Annotated in this window: 10 protein-coding genes; 7 read left to right on the forward strand and 3 right to left on the reverse strand. The window is 72.3% G+C overall.

Features of this window, described 5'->3' with window-relative positions; all coding sequences use genetic code 11:
- Positions 1 to 140: 140 nt before the first annotated feature.
- Positions 141 to 1,340, reverse strand: coding sequence for an Ig-like domain-containing protein (locus tag ACFCLZ_RS14715; protein WP_380286170.1), 1,200 nt, complete (start codon positions 1,338 to 1,340; stop codon positions 141 to 143).
- 37 nt (positions 1,341 to 1,377) lie between these two features.
- Between ACFCLZ_RS14715 and ACFCLZ_RS14720 the strand changes: the two genes are divergently transcribed.
- On the forward strand, positions 1,378 to 1,581 hold the full coding sequence (locus ACFCLZ_RS14720) for a hypothetical protein (protein WP_380285337.1): 204 nt from the start codon (positions 1,378 to 1,380) through the stop codon (positions 1,579 to 1,581).
- A 48-nt stretch (positions 1,582 to 1,629) separates the two neighbouring features.
- On the opposite strand, the gene ACFCLZ_RS14725 is transcribed toward ACFCLZ_RS14720, so the two are convergent.
- Complete coding sequence (locus ACFCLZ_RS14725) at positions 1,630 to 2,913, reverse strand: Ig-like domain-containing protein (protein ID WP_380285338.1); 1,284 nt, start codon at positions 2,911 to 2,913, stop codon at positions 1,630 to 1,632.
- A 614-nt stretch (positions 2,914 to 3,527) separates the two neighbouring features.
- Here ACFCLZ_RS14725 and glgX point away from each other — a divergent pair.
- From glgX to ACFCLZ_RS14745, 4 genes are all read left to right on the forward strand, one after another.
- Positions 3,528 to 5,765 carry a glycogen debranching protein GlgX gene (glgX, locus tag ACFCLZ_RS14730; RefSeq protein ID WP_380285339.1) on the forward strand — a complete coding sequence of 746 codons (2,238 nt, stop codon included), beginning with the start codon at positions 3,528 to 3,530 and terminating at the stop codon, positions 5,763 to 5,765.
- Between the two features lie 84 nt (positions 5,766 to 5,849).
- Entirely contained in the window at positions 5,850 to 7,736 is a 1,887-nt protein-coding gene (locus ACFCLZ_RS14735) for an ABC transporter ATP-binding protein (protein WP_380285340.1), read from the forward strand.
- A complete protein-coding gene (locus ACFCLZ_RS14740) occupies positions 7,733 to 9,601 on the forward strand; it encodes an ABC transporter ATP-binding protein (protein WP_380285341.1) in 1,869 nt (622 codons plus the stop codon). The genes ACFCLZ_RS14735 and ACFCLZ_RS14740 overlap by 4 nt, the downstream gene beginning before the upstream one ends.
- A 121-nt stretch (positions 9,602 to 9,722) precedes the next feature.
- Positions 9,723 to 10,475, forward strand: a complete 753-nt coding sequence (locus ACFCLZ_RS14745) for a class I SAM-dependent methyltransferase (protein WP_380285342.1) — start codon at positions 9,723 to 9,725, stop codon at positions 10,473 to 10,475.
- A 53-nt stretch (positions 10,476 to 10,528) separates the two neighbouring features.
- Here ACFCLZ_RS14745 and glgP read toward each other — a convergent pair whose 3' ends face one another.
- A complete protein-coding gene (gene glgP, locus ACFCLZ_RS14750) occupies positions 10,529 to 13,192 on the reverse strand; it encodes an alpha-glucan family phosphorylase (protein WP_380285343.1) in 2,664 nt (887 codons plus the stop codon).
- 1,045 nt (positions 13,193 to 14,237) lie between these two features.
- On the opposite strand from glgP, the gene ACFCLZ_RS14755 reads away from it, so the two are divergent.
- Positions 14,238 to 16,193, forward strand: a complete 1,956-nt coding sequence (locus ACFCLZ_RS14755) for an alpha-1,4-glucan--maltose-1-phosphate maltosyltransferase (protein ID WP_380286171.1) — start codon at positions 14,238 to 14,240, stop codon at positions 16,191 to 16,193.
- Complete coding sequence (gene treS / locus ACFCLZ_RS14760; RefSeq protein WP_380285344.1) at positions 16,190 to 17,914, forward strand: maltose alpha-D-glucosyltransferase; 1,725 nt, start codon at positions 16,190 to 16,192, stop codon at positions 17,912 to 17,914. The genes ACFCLZ_RS14755 and treS overlap by 4 nt, the downstream gene beginning before the upstream one ends.
- Positions 17,915 to 17,975: the final 61 nt, after the last annotated feature.

Genomic DNA, 17,975 nt, shown 5'->3' on the forward strand with positions numbered 1-17,975 from the left:
TACACGCGCCGACCTCCGGAAAGGTTGCGCCGTCCGGGGCACGATCCGGGCGCAGAACGCGACCGGCCCGACCCCGACGTGTGGGGATCGGACCGGTCGTCGCCGCACCGTGACCGACGGTGCCTACTGACGGGTAGGGGTTACCAGTTCGCCCAGCCGATGTTCCAGCCGCTCAGGCCGTTGTCGGGGGCGACGGTCTTCTCCTTGGAGTTCTTGATGACGACGACGTCGCCGACCATCGAGTCGTTGAAGAACTTGCCCGCCACCGAGCCGTCGCTGCCGCCCTTCTCGTCCTGCATCGAGATGCAGCCGTGGCTGGCGTTGGTCTTGCCGAACGGGCTCGCCCAGTAGTTGCCGTGCACGAAGGTGCCGGAGGTGGTCAGCCGCATCGCGTGCGGCACGTCCGGGATGTCGTACTCGCCGCCGAGGCCGACGGTCTGCGAGTTCATCCGGGTGACCTTCTCCTTGCTGGAGATCACCATGGTGCCGTTCCACGACGGGTTCTTCTCGTCGCCGAGGGTCACCGGCACGGTGTGGCTCGCACCGTCCCTGGTCACCGTCATCTGGTGGGTGGCCGAGTCGGCGACGGACACCTGGGAGCGGCCGATGGTGAACGGCTCGTCCTTGTCGATGTCGCCGTAGACGCCCGGGGCGATCTCGACGTTCTTCAGCCGGTACTTGATGGTGACCTTGGTGCCCGGCTCCCAGTACTTCTCGGGGCGGAAGTCCAGACGGCGGGCGCCGAACCAGTGGCCCTTGACCGTCGTGCCGTTGCTGGTCTCGAAGGTGATGCCCTGGACGACCGCGTCCTTGTTCTTGATGTCCTTGTTGAAGACGACCGAGACGATCATGCCGACGCCGTAGGTGGCCTTGTCGGCGATGTTGTCGTTGGTGGAGACGGTCTTCGCGGGCGTCAGCGTGGTGAAGGACGTGGTGGACGCGGCGACCAGGCCGTCGGCGTCGGTGGCCTGGGCGTTCACCTTGTACGCCATGCCGACCGCCAGCGCGGCGTTGGGCTTCCAGCCGCTGCCGTCCGGGGCGATGGCGCCCGCGACCGGCTTGCCCTCCTTGTCGGTCACCTCGACCGTGGTGAGCTTGCCGTTGGCCACCGCGACCTTGAGCGCGCCGTCCGGAGCGACGTCCTGGGCGCCGTCCTTGGGCTCGACGGTCACCACGGCGGCCGAGGTCTTCGGCGCGGTCGACGACTGGCCCGGCGCCGGGGTGCCGTTGCCGGCGTCCCCGTTGGCGCCCGCCGTGGTGGCCGCACCGCCACCCTCGGCGTTCTTGTCGTCGCCGCCGCCGCTGCTGCAGGCCGCGGTGAGCAGCAGCACCCCGCCCATCGCCAACGCCACCGCGCTCTGACGCACGCGGCGGCGGGTGACGGTGGTACGTATTGCGGCGTCGGCCGCCCTAACCGGCTTCACGGTTTCTCCCCTCCCGGTGTTCACCCTGATGGACGCACTGTTCGCCCGGACGGGTTGCACCGGACCGGCGATCATTCGCGCCGGGCTTCGGCGCGGCAAGCAGGATAGCTGGGCCGAATGGGTGAATCCTGGGGAGGTTGCCGGTGAACGCCGGTGAAGATCGTCCGCAGGTGGTCGTCAGGGCGTGGTCGTCGGGGCGGGGCCGTCAGGGCGTGGTCGTCGGGGTGGGGCTCGGCAGCGGGTTCGGGGTGGGGCTCGCGGAGGGGCTCGCGCTGGGCTGGAGGGCGCTCCCGGCCACCCACTGCGCCCAGGGCAGGTTCCAGCCGTTCAGCCCGTTGTTCGGCGGCACCACGTCCCCCGTCGAGGCCTTCACCTCGAAGACGTCGCCCGGGATCGTGTGCTCGAACAGCCACCCCGCCGGGGTCTCGCCGCTCGACCCGCCCTTGACGTCGGCCAGGCCGATGCAGCCGTGGCTGGTGTTGGCGCTGCCGAACACCGACGGGCCGGCCCAGTAGTTGCCGTGCACGAAGGTGCCGGAGTTGGTCAGCCGCATCGCGTGCGGCACGTCCTTGATGTCGTACTCGTCGCCCATCCCGACGGTCTGCGAGTTCATCCGGGTGACCTTGTACTTCTCGGACACCACGAGCACGCCCCGGTACGTCGTGTGCCTGGCGTCCCCGCCGGACACCTTGAGCGTGCGCACCGCCTTGCCGCCCTGTCCGGCCCGGACGGTGAGGGTGTGGGCGTCCAGGTCGACGGTGGACACCTGGGCCCGGCCTACGGTGAACCGGACGTCCTTGTTCTGGGTGCCGAACTCGCCCGGCGCGCCCTGCACGTCCTTGAGCCGCAGCGCGACCGAGACCCTGGTGCCCGGCGCCCAGTACTCCTGGGGGCGGAAGTCCAGGCGCTGGCCGCCGAACCAGTGCGCGGCCACCTCCACCGGCGGGTCGGTGGTCACCGCGATCGCGCGCTCCACCACGGCCCGGTCGGTGATCGGGCGGCTGAAGCGCAGCGAGACCGGCATGCCGACGCCCACCGTGGAACCGTCCTCGGGGGTAAAGAAGGCGACGAAGGTGTGCGCGCGGGCCATCGTCGAGAAGTCAGTGTGCTGGACCGCCCGCAGACCCTGGTCGTCCTCGGCGACGGCGTCCAGGGTGAACGCGGTGGCCAGCGGCAGCGGGCCGTCCGGGGTCCAGCTGGTGCCGTCCGCGGAGAGCGAGCCGGGGACTTCGCCGCCGCGGGTGTCGGCGAGCTTGACGGAGACCAGCCGGCCCTGGGCGACCGTCACCCGGACCGGGCCCTCGGGCGGCAGGTTCTGGGCGTCGTCGGCGGGTACGGCGGTGATCGCCGCCCGGGAGGCCGGCGGCGGACCGGCCGGCCCCCTCGCCGAGGCCGCGTCCCCACTCGAATCCCCCGACGTGCCGCCACCGGCGCACCCGGCCAGCACCGCCAGGCAGCAGCCCAGCGCCGCCAGCCTCCGTACCCACATCCCGGGGCCTCCCCCCGTCTCCGTCCGCTACCCCCCACAACGAGGCCGATCCCCCCAGGACACGCCGACACACCGAACCCCCTCCACCCCCACAGCCCACCCCACCCGGCTTTTTATGTAGACCGGTCTACAGACCCTCTCCCCCAGGAGCGGAAAGTCGGCCCAGCCGACTTCCCACTCCCGCGCACCCCTCAGCACCCACGCCCGGAGCAGGAAGTCGGCCCACCCGACTTCCTGCTCCCACCCACCCACCGACTCTGTAGACCGGTCAACATATTCCTCCCCACCAGCACAGCGCGGACACGGCGCGGGCACAGCAGAAGCAGCACCGAGAAGGACCACCCGGAGCAGGAAGTCGGACCCGCCGACTTCCCACTCCCACCCACCCACCGACTCTGTAGACCGGTCGACATATTCCTCCCCGCCGGCACACCGGGGCACAGCAGGAGCGCAGCGGAGGTGGGCGGGCGCGGGGCGGCGGGCGGGGTGGCTTTCCGGGCGTGCGCCCGGGCGCCATCTGCCGGTAAGACGGTGTTCAGCCGCTTCCGTCCGGCGTGAACAGGGAATGAGAGACCGCACGGGGTCCGGGACACCCCGCCAGGGAGGGCACCGCCATGGCCTCAGGGCAGGAGTCGGCAACCGCCGTACGCACGCAGCCCGGCGGTGCGGTGCCCTGGCCGGGCAGCCGACAGCCGCTCGGCGCCCGCTTCCACCCCGGCCCGGACGGCCGCCCCGGCACCAACTTCGCCCTCTGGGCCGGCGGCGCCGAGGCCGTCGACCTCTGCCTCTTCGACGAGGACGGCCACGAGACCCGCCTGCGCCTCACCGAGCAGGACGCCCAGACCTGGCACGGCTTCGTCCCCGGTGTCCTCCCCGGCACCCGCTACGGCTACCGCGTGCACGGCCGCTGGGACCCGTGGACCGGCGCCCGCTGGAACCCCGCCAAGCTGCTGCTCGACCCCTACGCCCGCGCGATCGACGGCAGCTACACCTCCCACGACGCCGCCTGCGCCGCCGTCCGCGGCTGGCCCGAGGCGGACGTCGCCGACACCGTCCGAGACAACCGCGACTCGGCCCCGTACGTGCCCAGATCCGTCGTCGTCCGGGACGACGATGACGACGACGACTGGTCCGACGACCGCCGCCCCAAGACCCCCTGGGCCGAGACCGTCCTCTACGAACTGCACGTCCGCGGCTTCACCCTGCGCCACCCCGACGTCCCGCCCGCCCTGCGCGGCACCTACGCCGGCCTCGCCCACCCCGCCGCCCTCGCCCACCTCACCGGTCTCGGCGTCACCGCGGTCGAGCTGCTCCCCGTCCACCACCACGTCAGCGAGGACCACCTCCAGGCCCGCGGCCTCGTCAACTACTGGGGCTACAACACCGTCGGCTACTTCGCCCCGCACGCCGGCTACTCCACCTCCGGCTCGCGCGGCGGCCAGGTCGGCGAGTTCAAGCGGATGGTCCGCGCCCTGCACGCCGCCGGCATCGAGGTGATCCTCGACGTGGTCTACAACCACACCGCCGAGGGCTCCGAGCTGGGCCCCTCGCTGTTCCTGCGCGGCCTCGACAACGCCGGCCACTACCGCCTGCCGCCCAACCGCCCGCGCGGCTACGCCGACTACACCGGCTGCGGCAACACCCTGGACACCCGCCGCCCCCGGGTGATCCGGCTGATCACCGACTCGCTGCGGTACTGGGCGCACGAGATGGGCGTGGACGGCTTCCGCTTCGACCTCGCCGCCGCACTCGCCCGCGGCGGCGGCAGCAACGGCAACGGCGGCGGCAACGACGTCACCATGGACCACCCCCTGCTCGCCGCCATCGCCCAGGACCCGCTGCTCAACCGGGTGAAGCTGATCGCCGAGCCCTGGGACGTCGGCCCGGGCGGCTACCAGGCGGGCGGCTTCCCCCCGCCGTGGGCCGAGTGGAACGACCGCTACCGCGACACCGTACGCGACTTCTGGCGCGGCGCCCGCCCCGACGTCCGCGAGCTCGGCTACCGCCTCTCCGGCTCCTCCGACCTCTACCAGCACGCCGGACGGCGCCCGTACGCCTCCGTCAACTACGTGACCGCGCACGACGGCTTCACCCTGCGCGACCTCGTCTCCTACGACCGCAAGCACAACGAGGCCAACGGCGAGGCCAACCGGGACGGCACCGACGACAACCGCTCCTGGAACCACGGCGCCGAGGGCGAGAGCACCGACCCCGCCGTCACCGCCCTGCGCCACCGCCAACTGCGCAACCTCACCGCCACCCTACTGCTCTCCGCCGGTGTCCCGATGCTCACCGCCGGGGACGAGTTCGGCCGCACCCAGGGTGGCAACAACAACGCCTACTGCCAGGACAACGAGGTGAGCTGGCTGGACTGGTCGCTGCTGGACGACCCGGCCTGGCGGAGCCTCAACACGTTCACCGCCGAACTGGTCCGGCTCCGCCGCCGCCACCCCGTGCTGCGCCGGCGGGCGTTCTTCTCCGGTCGCGCCGCCGTCCCGGGCGGACGGCCCGATCTGCTCTGGTTCACCCCGCTTGGCCGGGACATGACCGAGACCGACTGGTTTACGCCGACCGCGGCCCTGGGCATGCTCCTGTCCGGAACCGCGCTCCGCGAACGCGACGCCTGCGGCCGCCCGCTGCTCGACGACAGCTTCCTACTGCTCCTCAACGCCGGTCCGCAGCCCATTCCGTTCACTCTGCCCGGCGCTCCCTGGACGGCCGACGGCACCCGTTTCGAGACCGTCGTCGACACCGCCGCCGAGGGCAGCACCGGCCCAGCCGGTCTATACCTCCCGAGGGATGCGGTGCTGCTCACCGGGCATACGCTGCACCTTCTGCGGGCGACGCCCTGATCCGGCCGTACACATGGCCGGTAATCGACGGTGCGTTCGATACCTGGCTGAGCGATAGAGAGTATCCGGCCTATTCTCGCCGCGATGGCCAAGAACCCAGTCCTTGACACCGCCACCGATTCCGTCGCAGTGCCCGGCACCGCGCCTCCCGCGCCCCGCCGCTCGACAGTGCGCTCGCTCCTTCGTCTGTGGCCGTACGTCCGCCCGGTCCGCACGCGCCTGGTCGTCTCGGTGACCGCCGCGCTGCTCGCCTCCCTCAGCACGCTGCTCATCCCGATCGTCCTCGGCAGAATCGTCGACGGCCCGATCGCCGAGCACGACCTCGAATCCCTCTGGCCCCTCGCGGCCCTCCTGCTCCTGCTCGGCCTCTCCGAGGCCGCCTTCTTCCACGCCCGCCGGGTGGTGGTGGCCCGACCGCTGGCCGACGTCGAGACGACGCTGCGCGGCGAGCTGTTCGGCAAGCTGCAACGCCTGCCGGTCTCCTTCCACGACCGTTGGGGCTCCGGCCAGTTACTCTCCCGCGCGATGTCCGACCTGTACGTCATGCGGACCTTCCTGTCGTTCCCGCTGATCTTCCTCGTCGTCAACACGCTGACCTTCCTGGCCGGCATCGCGCTGATGTTCACCCAGGACTGGCGGCTCGCCCTCATCACCCTCGGCCCGACCGTCCCGCTGTTCCTGCTCACCCGCCGCTTCGAGTCCCGCTACTCCCGCGCCACCCGCCTGACCCAGGACCGGAACGGCGACCTCGCCACCCTCGTCGAGGAGTCCGTCCTCGGCATCCGGATCCTCAAGGCCTTCGGCCGCCACCGCTCGATGGCGGAGCGGTTCCACGAGCAGTCCGCCGTGCTCCGCCGGACCGAGCTGGAGAAGGCCGGCATGCTCGCCAACCTCTGGTCGATCGTCATCGGTCTGCCCGAGCTCGCCCTCGGCTGCGCCCTCGCGGTCGGCGCCTACCTGGTCGCGCACGACGAGCTGAGCGCCGGCGCCCTGGTCGCCTTCCTCTCCACCGCGCTCACCGTGCGCTGGCCGATCGAGTCGCTCGGCTGGCTGATGGCCTACTCCAACGAGGCCGCCACCGCCACCGACCGCTTCTTCGAGGTGCTGGACGAGCCCGACGCCGAGCCGGCCGAAACCGTCAGCACGGCCACGACCACGGCCACCACCACCGCCACGACCACGACCACGACCACGAAGACCGCCACCACCCCCGACGGCATCCGGCTCACCGACGTCCGCTTCCGCTACCCCGACGCCCCCGCGGGCACCCCCGACCTGCTCCGCGGTGTCGACCTGCACATCCGAAGCGGCGAGACGATGGCCCTGGTCGGCGCCACCGGCAGCGGCAAGACCACCCTGACCGCCCTGCTCCCCCGCCTCTACGAGATCACCGCCGGCACCATCACCCTGGACGGCCGGGACATCCGCGAGCTGGACCGCTCACACCTGCGCGAACTGGTCGCGGTCGCCTTCGAGGACCCCACCCTGTTCTCCTCCACCATCCGGCAGAACGTGCTGATGGGCGCCCCCGGCGCGGACGACGACCGGCTGCACGCCGCCCTCGCCACCGCCCAGGCCGGGTTCGTCGACAACCTGCCCGAGGGCGTCGACACCGAGGTCGGCGAGCAGGGCCTGGGCCTGTCCGGCGGCCAGCGCCAGCGGCTCGCACTGGCCCGCGCCGTGGTCGGCGACCCGGCCTTCCTGGTGCTCGACGACCCGCTCTCCGCGCTGGACGTGCACACCGAGGCGCTGGTCGAGCGCGCCCTGCGCCAGGTCCTCGCCTCCACCACCGCCCTGGTGATCGCCCACCGCCCGAGCACCGTGCTGCTCGCCGACCGGGTCGCCGTCCTCGCCGACGGCCGGATCGAGGCGGTCGGCACCCACCAGGAACTGCTGCAGAGCTCGGCGCGCTACCGCGCACTCATGTCGGGCGAGGCCGCCCTCGCCCCCGAGAGGAGCACCGACCGATGACCACCACCTGCGAGCCCGCCGACACCCGGACGAAGGACGCCCGCACGCAACCGGCCGGTCTGCCCGAGGACGAGCTGGCGCCCCCGCCGGAGGACGAGGAGGACATCCCCGTCCCGCCCGGCGCACCCAGCGCCCTGCTGCGCTCGCTGCTCGGCCCGCTCCGGGGCCGGATAGCCGCCGCGATAGCGGTGATCCTGCTCCAGCAGGCCGCCCTGCAGGCCGGACCGCTGCTGGTCGCCCTCGCGATGGACCGCGGCATCCCGGCGCTGCGCGACAACGACGCCGGCCCGCTGGTCGCGGTGATCGTCGCCTACCTGGGCTGCGCGCTGCTCGGCACGCTGTTCCAGTGGACGTTCATCAGGATCAGCGCCCGGATCAACCAGGACGTCCTGATGGACCTGCGCGGCCGGATCTTCCGGCACGCCCAGCGGCTCAGCCTGGACTTCCACGAGCGGTACACCTCGGGCCGGATCATCTCGCGCGCCACCAGCGACGTGGAGGCGCTGCGCGAGCTGCTGTCCGAAGGGCTCCAGGAGCTGCTGACGGTCTCCCTGTCGGTCTGCTCCATCTCGGTGATCCTGCTGGTGCTGGACTGGCAGCTCGGCCTGGCCGCGCTGCTCGCCTTCCTGCCGCTGTGCGTGATCACCCAGTCGTTCCGGAACCGCTCGCGCCTGGTCTACCGGCGCTCGCGCACGGCGGCGGCCTCGCTGATCGTCCGCTTCACCGAGACCATGAACGGCATCCGCCCGGTGAAGGCGTTCCGCCTCGAGCCGACCAACGACGCCGCGTTCGGCGTGGTGAACCGGCAGTCGGCCGCCGCCACCGCGGACAGCCTGCTGGAGGTGGCCCGGTACGGGGGCCTGTCCCGCATGACGGCCAACGTCTGGACCACCGGCGTGGTGGTGCTCGGCGCCTACCTGGTCACCGACGGCTCGGCCGAGCTGGGTGTGCTGACCGCCTTCGTGCTCTACCTGCACCGGCTGTTCGAGCCGATCGACCAGCTGGCGATGTTCCTGAACAGCTACCAGTCGGCCGCCGCCGCGCTGGAGAAGATCGCCGGCCTGCTCGCCCACGAACCCACCGTGGCCGAGCCGGCCGACCCCGCGGACCTGCCGGCCTCGACCATCAAGGGCCGGGAGGTGCACTTCGAGAAGACCCGGTTCGCCTACCGGACCGGCAAGGAGGTGCTGCCGCCGTTCGACCTGCTGCTGTCGGCCGGGCAGACCGTCGCCGTGGTCGGTGCGACCGGCGCGGGCAAGTCGACGGTGGCCAAGCTGCTCGCCCGGTTCTACGACCCGACCGAGGGCCGGATCACCCTGGACGGCGTGGACCTGCGCGACCTGTCCGGGCCGGAGCTGCGGCGCGGGGTGGTGATGGTGACCCAGGAGTCCTTCCTGTTCTCCGGCACGGTCGCCGAGAACATCGCGATCGGCCGTCCGGGCGCCGACCGCGCCGAGATCGAGGAGGCCGCCCGGGCGATCGGCGCGCACGAGTTCATCGCCGAGCTGCCGGACGGCTACGACACCGACGTGCGCAAGCGCGGCGGGCGGATCTCGGCCGGCCAGCGCCAGCTGGTGGCCTTCGCCCGCGCGCTGCTCGCCGACCCGGCGGTGCTGATCCTGGACGAGGCCACCAGCTCGCTGGACGTGCCCGGCGAGCAGGCGGTGCAGCAGGCGATGCGCACGGTGCTGGCCGGCCGGACGGCCGTGATCATCGCCCACCGCCTCTCCACCGTGGAGATCGCGGACCGGGTGCTGGTGATGGACCAGGGCCGGATCGTCGAGGACGGCACCCCGCGCGAGCTGATCGACCGCGCCGGACGCTTCGCCCGGCTGCACCGGGCCTGGCGCGACAGCCTGGTCTGAACACCAACACGCGGAAAGTAAGAGACCCAAGGCCCTTTCGCCCATTACTGAAAGGGCCTATGGTCGTTTCCAGGACTTATCGGTCCCGGCTCACGAACCCGGCTCACGAAGGGGAGCGACCATGGTCGACCGTCACCACTGGGAGCAGTGGCAGCGCAGTTGGGACCGCCAGCAGGAGTGGTACCTGCCGGACCGCGAGGAGCGGTTCCGGGTGATGCTCGACGTCGTCGAGGCGGTGACCGGGCCCGCCCCGCGCGTCCTCGACCTCGCCTGCGGCACCGGCAGCATCACCGAGCGGCTGTTCGCCCGGCTGCCCGGCGCCACCGGCGTCGGCGTGGACCAGGACCCGGCGCTGATGACCATCGCCCGCGGCGTCCTCGGCGAGGACGAGCGGTTCACGCTGGTCACCGCCGACCTCAAGGACCCGCGGTGGGCCGACGCCCTCCCGCCCGGCCCGTTCGACGCGGTGGTGACCGCAACCGCGCTGCACTGGCTGCCCGCCACCGCCCTGGTCCGGCTCTTCGGCGACCTGGCCGGCCTGCTGCGCCCCGGCGGGGTGTTCCTCAACGCCGACCACATGCCCGACCCGGCGGTCCCGCTGCTCAACACGGCCGAACGGGCCCTGCGGCACGGCCGGCAGGAGCGCGAGAAGGCCGAGGGCGTCCTCGACTGGGAGAGCTGGTGGCTCGCCGCCGCGGCCGACCCGCTGCTCGCCGAGCAGGTGGCCGCCCGCAACCGGATCTACGGCTCGCACGCCGACGGCGAGTCGCACCCGGCCGGCTGGCACACCGAGCGGCTGCGGGAGGCCGGCTTCGCCGAGGCCGGGGTGGCCTGGCGCTCGGTCACCGACGCCCTGGTGGCCGCCGTCCGGTGAGGAAGCGGGAGGGGCGCCGGCCGAGCCGGTGCCCCTCCCCGCCCGGTACCCGTTCAGCGCAGCAGTCCGGCGTCCATCCCCGCCACCTCCGGCGGCAGCGCCACCAGGCCCAGCTCGGCGGGCGAGGCCAGCCGGGGATGGGCGGGCAGCACCCGCACGGTGTAGCCGAAGGGCCCGGTGCGGCCGAGCTCCAGGGAGCCCTCGTACCTGGTCCGCCCGTCGAGGTCTGGCCCGCCGACCGGCTTGAGGGCGAGCAGCGCGGCGTCGGAGATCCGGTCCGACTCGTCGACCCGCCCGGAGACCACCTGCACCTCGACGTCGGCCGGCTCCAGGGGGCCGAGCGCCACCTGGACCCGCAGCGCCAGCGCGCTGCCCAGCTCCTGCGCCTCGTCCGGGCAGTCCGCCTCGACGTGCTCCACCCGGACCACCGGCCAGGCCTCGCGCACCCTGGCCTTCCACTCGGCCAGCTCGTGGGCCGCCCGGAACGCCCCCGTCCCCGCCAGTTCGCGCTGGGCCAGCGCGGCCGGGGCGTAGAGCCGTTCGACGTACTCGCGGACCATCCGCCCGGCCAGCACCTTGGGCCCGAGGGTCACCAGGGTGTGCCGGACCATCGCGATCCACCGGTGCGGCAGGCCGTCCGCGCCCCGGTCGTAGAACCGGCCGGCCACCTGGTCCTCGATCAGGTCGTAGAGCGCGGCGGCCTCGATGTCGTCGCGCCGCTCGGCCTCCCGGCTGTCCGGGTCGAGCACGCCCTCGCCGGTGTCGGCGGTGGGGATCGCCCAGCCGTTCTGGCCGTCGAACCACTCGTCCCACCAGCCGTCCAGCACCGACAGGTTGAGGCAGCCGTTGAGCGCGGCCTTCATTCCGGAGGTGCCGCAGGCCTCCAGCGGGCGGAGCGGGTTGTTCAGCCAGACGTCGCAGCCCGGGTAGAGGTGCTGGGCCATCGCCATGTCGTAGTCCGGCAGGAAGACGATCCGGTGCCGGACGGCCGGGTCGTCGGCGAAGGCGACCATCTGCTGGATCAGCCGCTTGCCGCCGTCGTCGGCCGGGTGGGCCTTGCCGGCGACCACGATCTGCACCGGCCGGGTCGGGTGCAGCAGCAGGGCGCGCAGCCGCTGCGGGTCGCGGAGCATCAGGGTGAGCCGCTTGTAGGACGGCACCCGGCGGGCGAAGCCGATGGTGAGCACGTCCGGGTCGAGCACCGAGGAGACCCAGCCGAGTTCGGCCTCGCCGGCCCCGCGCTGGCGCCAGGAGGCGCGCAGCCGGTGGCGGACCTCGTCGACCAGCTGGGCGCGCAGGGTGCGGCGCAGGTCCCAGACCTCGGTGTTGCCGATCCTCTCCAGCCCCGTCCAGCGCCGGGTCTCGCCGGTGGTCATGGCCTCCTCGGCGCGCTCGGCGCCGATCTCGGCGGCGCCGAGCCGTACGACGGCCGGGTCGATCCAGGTGGCGGCGTGCACGCCGTTGGTGACGGAGGCGATCGGCACGTCGGCGGGGTCGAAGCCGGGCCAGAGGCCGTTGAACATCGAGCGGCTGACCTCGCCGTGCAGGGTGGAGACGCCGTTGGCGCGCTGGGCGAGCCGCAGGCCCATGGCGGCCATGTTGAACAGCTTGGGGTCGCCGCCGCGCCAGGTCTCGGCGCCGAGCGCGAGCACCTGGTCGACCGGGACGCCGGGCAGCGCGGTGTCGCCGCCGAAGTGCCGGGCGACCAGCTCCCGGTCGAACCGGTCGATGCCGGCCGGGACGGGCGTGTGGGTGGTGAACAGGGTGCCGGCCCGGACCGCCTCCAGGGCGGCGGCGAAGTCGAGCCCGGAGTCCGCGACGAGTTCCCGGATCCGCTCGACGCCGAGGAACCCGGCGTGGCCCTCGTTGGTGTGGAAGACCTCGGGGGCGGAGTGGCCGGTGAGCCGCTGGTAGGCGCGCACCGCCCGGACGCCGCCGATGCCGAGCAGCATCTCCTGGAGCAGCCGGTGCTCGCTACCGCCGCCGTAGAGGCGGTCGGTGACGTCGCGCTCGGCGGGCGAGTTGGCCTCGATGCCGGAGTCGAGCAGCAGCAGCGGGACGCGTCCGACCTGGGCCTTCCAGATGTGCGCGGCCAGGGTGCGGCCGCCGGGCAGGGCGAGGTCGACCCGGCTGGGGGAGCCGTCGCCCTCGCGGAGCAGGGTGACGGCCAGCTCGTCCGGGTCCAGCAGCGGGTAGCGCTCCTGCTGCCAGCCGTCCCGGTCGAGGGACTGCCGGAAGTAGCCGTGCCGGTAGAAGAGGCCGACGCCGATGACCGGGACGCCGAGGTCGCTGGCGGCCTTGAGGTGGTCGCCGGCCAGGATGCCGAGGCCGCCGGAGTACTGCGGCAGTGCGGCGGCGATGCCGTACTCGGGCGAGAAGTAGGCGATGGCGGCGGGCAGCGGGGCGGCCGCCTGCTGCCCGGCGCTCTGGTACCAGCGCGGGCCGGCCAGGTACTCGCGCAGGTCGTCGGCGAGGTCGCCGAGCCGGCGCAGGAACCGGCGGTCGGCGGCGAGCGCGGCGAGCCGGGCGGCGGGGACCTCCCCGAGCAGCCGCACCGGGTCCTCGCCCGTCGCGGCCCAGACGTCCGGGTCCACGGACCGGAAGAGGTCACGGGTCTCGGGGTGCCAGGACCAGCGCAGGTTGAGGGCCAGCTCGTGCAACGGCTGGAGTTGTTCGGGCAGGACGGTGCGGACGGTGAATCTGCGGATTGCCTTCACGGCGTGAAGCGTAGCCTCGGCGGATGGCATGATGGTGCGTCAGTTGGGCTATTCGGCATCCGTTCGGCCTATTGATGAGATCGCATTCGGCGCATTGGTCTGCACGGGGGGCGCGCGAGGCGCACATTCCGCAGGGCCGCGCCACCAATACGTGAACACCGCGGAACAGATCCATTTCCACCGGCGGACCCGCGCCCGATCGTCTCTGAAACTCCTGGCGTACCGCTGCGGAATCGGGGCCACCAGTGCGAGGATGAAGCACGGTCGTCGATGCTGCGGGGTGTGCGGAGACGGGTGGCGTTCCCCCGCGAAGCAGCACGTCCGAATCCTTTTCGCGTTGACCGTTCCTCATCCTGATTGGTCCATTCGGCGCCCATCGCGGACCGCCGCGTGTCCTCGGTCCGACCCTGCTCGTTCACGGGTGGGCTGGGTCGTCCGAAGGCACGCCCGGAGAGGCGTGCGCCGGAACGCGCGCGGGCTCTCGGGCTCTCCGCCACGGGCCGAGCGGGAGCGGGGCAGGTTGCCCGGAACGGCGGCGCGGGCAGGCTTCCGGTCGCACGTCCTCCCCACCCAGCAGTCCTCCCGGTACTCCCCTGGCCGCCCCCGGCCCGCGGGAGCTGCCGCCGATCTCGGGCAGGAGTTTGGCATGCACGGCGACACGCGGGACCAGTCCACACCGGTGGCCGACACCCTCGACGCAGCGGTCGCGGAATCCGCCGGACGGATGGATTCTGACACTCGGACAGACGCGGCGATGCCGGGGCCCCGGGGCGCCGGGGCTATCCGTACGGAGCGACCGGACGAACCGGCCCGGCAACCCGGGGCCGAGGAGGGCCGGACCGCTCCAGGGCCGAGCCGAGCCGAGGCCCCGCGCAAGCGCACCACCACCCGCCGCAGCGCGAGCACCGCCGCCCCCTCCGCCGCACCGGCCGAGGGCGCCGCACCGGCCCGGACCGCCGCCGCGCGTCCCGCCGCCGGGGGCGCCCGCGCGAAGCCCGCCGCCGCCCGCAAGCCCGCCGCCCGCAAGACGACAGAGAGCGACACCGTGATCGGCCGCATCCCCGTCCTGGACGTCAGCCCCCTCGTAGACGCCGGCCGCCGCCCGGCCAAGGCCGTGGTGGGCGAGACCTTCCCGGTCTGCGCGACCGTGTTCCGCGAGGGCCACGACGCGGTCAACGCCAACGTCGTGCTCCGCGACCCGCGCGGCCGCAGCGGCCCGTGGACGCCGATGCGCGAGCTGGCCGAGGGCAGCGACCGCTGGGGCGCGCACGTCACCCCGACCGCCCCCGGGCGCTGGTCGTACCTGGTGGAGGCGTGGTCCGATCCGGTGGCCACCTGGCGCCGGACCGCCGCGGTCAAGCTGCCGGCCGGGATCGACACCGCGCTCGTCCTGGAGGAGGGCGCCCAGCTGCTGGATCGCGCCGCCGCCGGGGTGCCGAAGAAGGAGGGCCGGGCGGTGGTGCTGGCCGCCGCCGAGGCGCTGCGCGACCCGGGCCTGCCGCCGCTGTCCCGGCTGGCCGCCGCGCTCGCCCCGGAGGTGCAGGAGCTGCTCGGCCGCTTCCCGCTGCGCGAACTGGTGAGCGCCTCCCGCCCGGCGCCGCTCCAGGTGGACCGGGAGCGGGCGCTCTTCGGCTCCTGGTACGAGTTCTTCCCCCGTTCGGAGGGCGCGGTGGTCGACCCCGCCGGGGTGGAGCCGCCCCGCTCGGGCACCCTGCGGACCGCCGCCGAGCGGCTGCCGGCGGTCGCCGCGATGGGCTTCGACGTGGTCTACCTGCCGCCGGTCCACCCGATCGGGCGAGCCTTCCGCAAGGGCCCGGACAACACCCTGACGGCCGGTCCGCACGACGTCGGCTCGCCGTGGGCGATCGGCTCGCCGGAGGGGGGCCACGACGCCGTCCACCCGGACCTCGGCACCATCGAGGACTTCGACCACTTCGTCGCCGAGGCCACCGCGCTGCACCTGGAGGTGGCGCTGGACTTCGCGCTCCAGTGCTCGCCGGACCACCCGTGGGTGAACAAGCACCCGGAATGGTTCAGCCACCGCGCGGACGGCACCATCGCGTACGCCGAAAATCCGCCGAAAAAATATCAGGATATTTATCCGATCAACTTCGACCAGGACATGGACGGAATCGTCAAGGAGACGGTCCGGGTCCTCCGGTTCTGGATGGGCCGCGGCGTACGGATCTTCCGGGTCGACAACCCGCACACCAAACCGGTGGTCTTCTGGGAGCGGGTGCTCGCCGACATCGCCCGCACCGACCCGGACGTGCTCTTCCTCGCCGAGGCCTTCACCCGCCCCGCGATGATGCACACCCTGGGGAAGATCGGCTTCCACCAGTCGTACACGTACTTCACCTGGCGCAACGGCAAGGCGGAACTCACCGAGTACCTCACCGAGCTCGCCGGCGAGGCGGCCGCCCACATGCGGCCCAACCTCTTCGCCAACACCCCGGACATCCTGCACGCCTTCCTCCAGCACGGCGGCCCGGCCGCCTTCGCGATCCGCGCCGTGCTGGCCGCCACCCTCTCCCCCAGCTACGGCGTGTACGCCGGCTTCGAGCTCTACGAGAACGAGCCGGCCCACCCCGGATCCGAGGAGTACCTGCACTCGGAGAAGTACGAACTGCGCCCCCGGGACTGGAGCCGCACCGACACCCTCGCCCCGCTGCTCACCGTCCTGAACCGGCTGCGCCGCCGTCACCCGGCCCTCCAGCAGCTGCGTTCGCTGCGCTTCCACCCCACCGACAACGACCAGGTGCTCGCCTACTCCAAGACCGCCCTGACACCCGACGGCCTCACCGACCACCTCATCACCGTGGTCAACCTGGATCCCCACCACGCCCAGGAGGCCACCGTCACCCTGGACGGGGACGGGCCCTTCGCGGTCCACGACGAGCTCACCGGTGCCGCCTACACGTGGGGCCGGCACAACTACGTCCGGCTCGACCCCTCAGCCGAGCCGGCCCACCTCCTCACGGTTCGGAGGAACCCAGCGTGACAGTGAACGAGCCCGTCCCCGACACCTTCCCCGAGACCTCCAAGAAGAACTTGGACCCGGACTGGTTCAAGCGTGCGGTCTTCTACGAGGTGCTGGTGCGGTCCTTCCAGGACAGCAACGGCGACGGGGTCGGGGACCTCAAGGGGCTCACGTCCAAGCTCGACTACCTGCAGTGGCTCGGCGTCGACTGCCTCTGGCTGCCGCCGTTCTTCGCCTCCCCGCTGCGCGACGGCGGGTACGACGTGTCCGACTACAAGTCGGTGCTGCCGGAGTTCGGCGACCTCGCCGACTTCATGGAGTTCGTGGACGCCGCGCACGCCCGCGGCATGCGCGTGGTCATCGACTTCGTCATGAACCACACCAGCGACCAGCACCCGTGGTTCCAGGCCTCCCGGGAGGACCCGGACGGCCCGTACGGCGACTTCTACATGTGGGCCGACGACGACAAGCAGTACCCCGACGCCCGGATCATCTTCGTCGACACCGAGACCTCCAACTGGACGTACGACCCGGTGCGCAAGCAGTACTTCTGGCACCGGTTCTTCTCCCACCAGCCGGACCTCAACTACGACAACCCGCGGGTCCAGGACGAGATGATCGCCGGCCTGCGGTTCTGGCTCGACCTCGGCATCGACGGGTTCCGGCTGGACGCGGTGCCGTACCTGTTCGCCCGGGAGGGCACCAACTGCGAGAACCTGCCGGAGACGCACGAGTTCCTCCAGCGGGTCCGCAAGGAGATCGACGCCGACTACCCGGACACCGTGCTGCTCGCCGAGGCCAACCAGTGGCCGGAGGACGTCGTCGACTACTTCGGCGACTTCGCCTCCGGCGGCGACGAGTGCCACATGGCGTTCCACTTCCCGGTGATGCCGCGGATCTTCATGGCGGTCCGCCGGGAGTCCCGCTACCCCGTCTCGGAGATCCTCGCCAAGACGCCCAACATCCCGCACGGCTGCCAGTGGGGCATCTTCCTGCGCAACCACGACGAGCTGACCCTGGAGATGGTCACCGACGAGGAGCGCGACTACATGTACGCCGAGTACGCCAAGGACCCGCGGATGCGCGCCAACGTGGGCATCCGACGGCGGCTCGCCCCGCTGCTGGAGAACGACCGCAACCAGATCGAGCTCTTCACCGCCCTGCTGCTCTCCCTGCCCGGCTCGCCGGTGCTCTACTACGGGGACGAGGTCGGCATGGGGGACAACATCTGGCTGGGCGACCGGGACGGCGTCCGGACCCCGATGCAGTGGACCCCGGACCGCAACGCGGGTTTCTCCTCCGCCGACCCGGGCAGGCTCAGTCTGCCACCCATCATGGATCCGGTGTACGGCTATCAGGTGACCAACGTCGAGGCGCAGCAGAGCAGTTCGAGTTCGCTGCTGCACTGGACGCGTCGCATGATCGAGATCCGCAAGCTCAACCCGGCGTTCGGCCTCGGCACCTACACCGAACTGCCCTCCAGCAACCCCGCGGTGCTGGCCTTCGTGCGCGAGCACGAGGGGGACCTGGTCATGTGCGTGAACAACTTCTCCCGCTTCGCGCAGCCGACCGAACTGGACCTGAGGCAGTACGGCGGACGGTATCCGGTGGAGCTGATCGGCGGGGTGCGCTTCCCCTCGATCGGTGAGTGGCCGTACCTGCTCACCCTCGCCGGCCACGGCTTCTACTGGTTCCAGCTCCGCCGGCCCCCCAGGCTGAGCGGAACCAGGCGATCGAAGTAACGATCCGGCACCCGCCGCAGGCCCCACCGAAGCCTCCGGGGGCGCGAGTTCGCACCCCGCG

This window comes from Kitasatospora purpeofusca (assembly GCF_042691725.1).
In the GTDB taxonomy this organism is placed as follows: domain Bacteria; phylum Actinomycetota; class Actinomycetes; order Streptomycetales; family Streptomycetaceae; genus Kitasatospora; species Kitasatospora purpeofusca_B.

What these genes read in the sequence shown, in the direction of transcription:
- ACFCLZ_RS14745 (WP_380285342.1), top strand. Translation starts at nt 9,723, where the DNA reads ATGGTCGACCGTCACCACTGGGAGCAGTGGCAGCGCAGTTGGGACCGC.
- ACFCLZ_RS14715 (WP_380286170.1), bottom strand. Translation starts at nt 1,340, where the DNA reads ATGGGCGGGGTGCTGCTGCTCACCGCGGCCTGCAGCAGCGGCGGCGGC.
- glgX (WP_380285339.1), top strand. Translation starts at nt 3,528, where the DNA reads ATGGCCTCAGGGCAGGAGTCGGCAACCGCCGTACGCACGCAGCCCGGC.
- ACFCLZ_RS14725 (WP_380285338.1), bottom strand. Translation starts at nt 2,913, where the DNA reads ATGTGGGTACGGAGGCTGGCGGCGCTGGGCTGCTGCCTGGCGGTGCTG.
- ACFCLZ_RS14740 (WP_380285341.1), top strand. Translation starts at nt 7,733, where the DNA reads ATGACCACCACCTGCGAGCCCGCCGACACCCGGACGAAGGACGCCCGC.
- ACFCLZ_RS14735 (WP_380285340.1), top strand. Translation starts at nt 5,850, where the DNA reads ATGGCCAAGAACCCAGTCCTTGACACCGCCACCGATTCCGTCGCAGTG.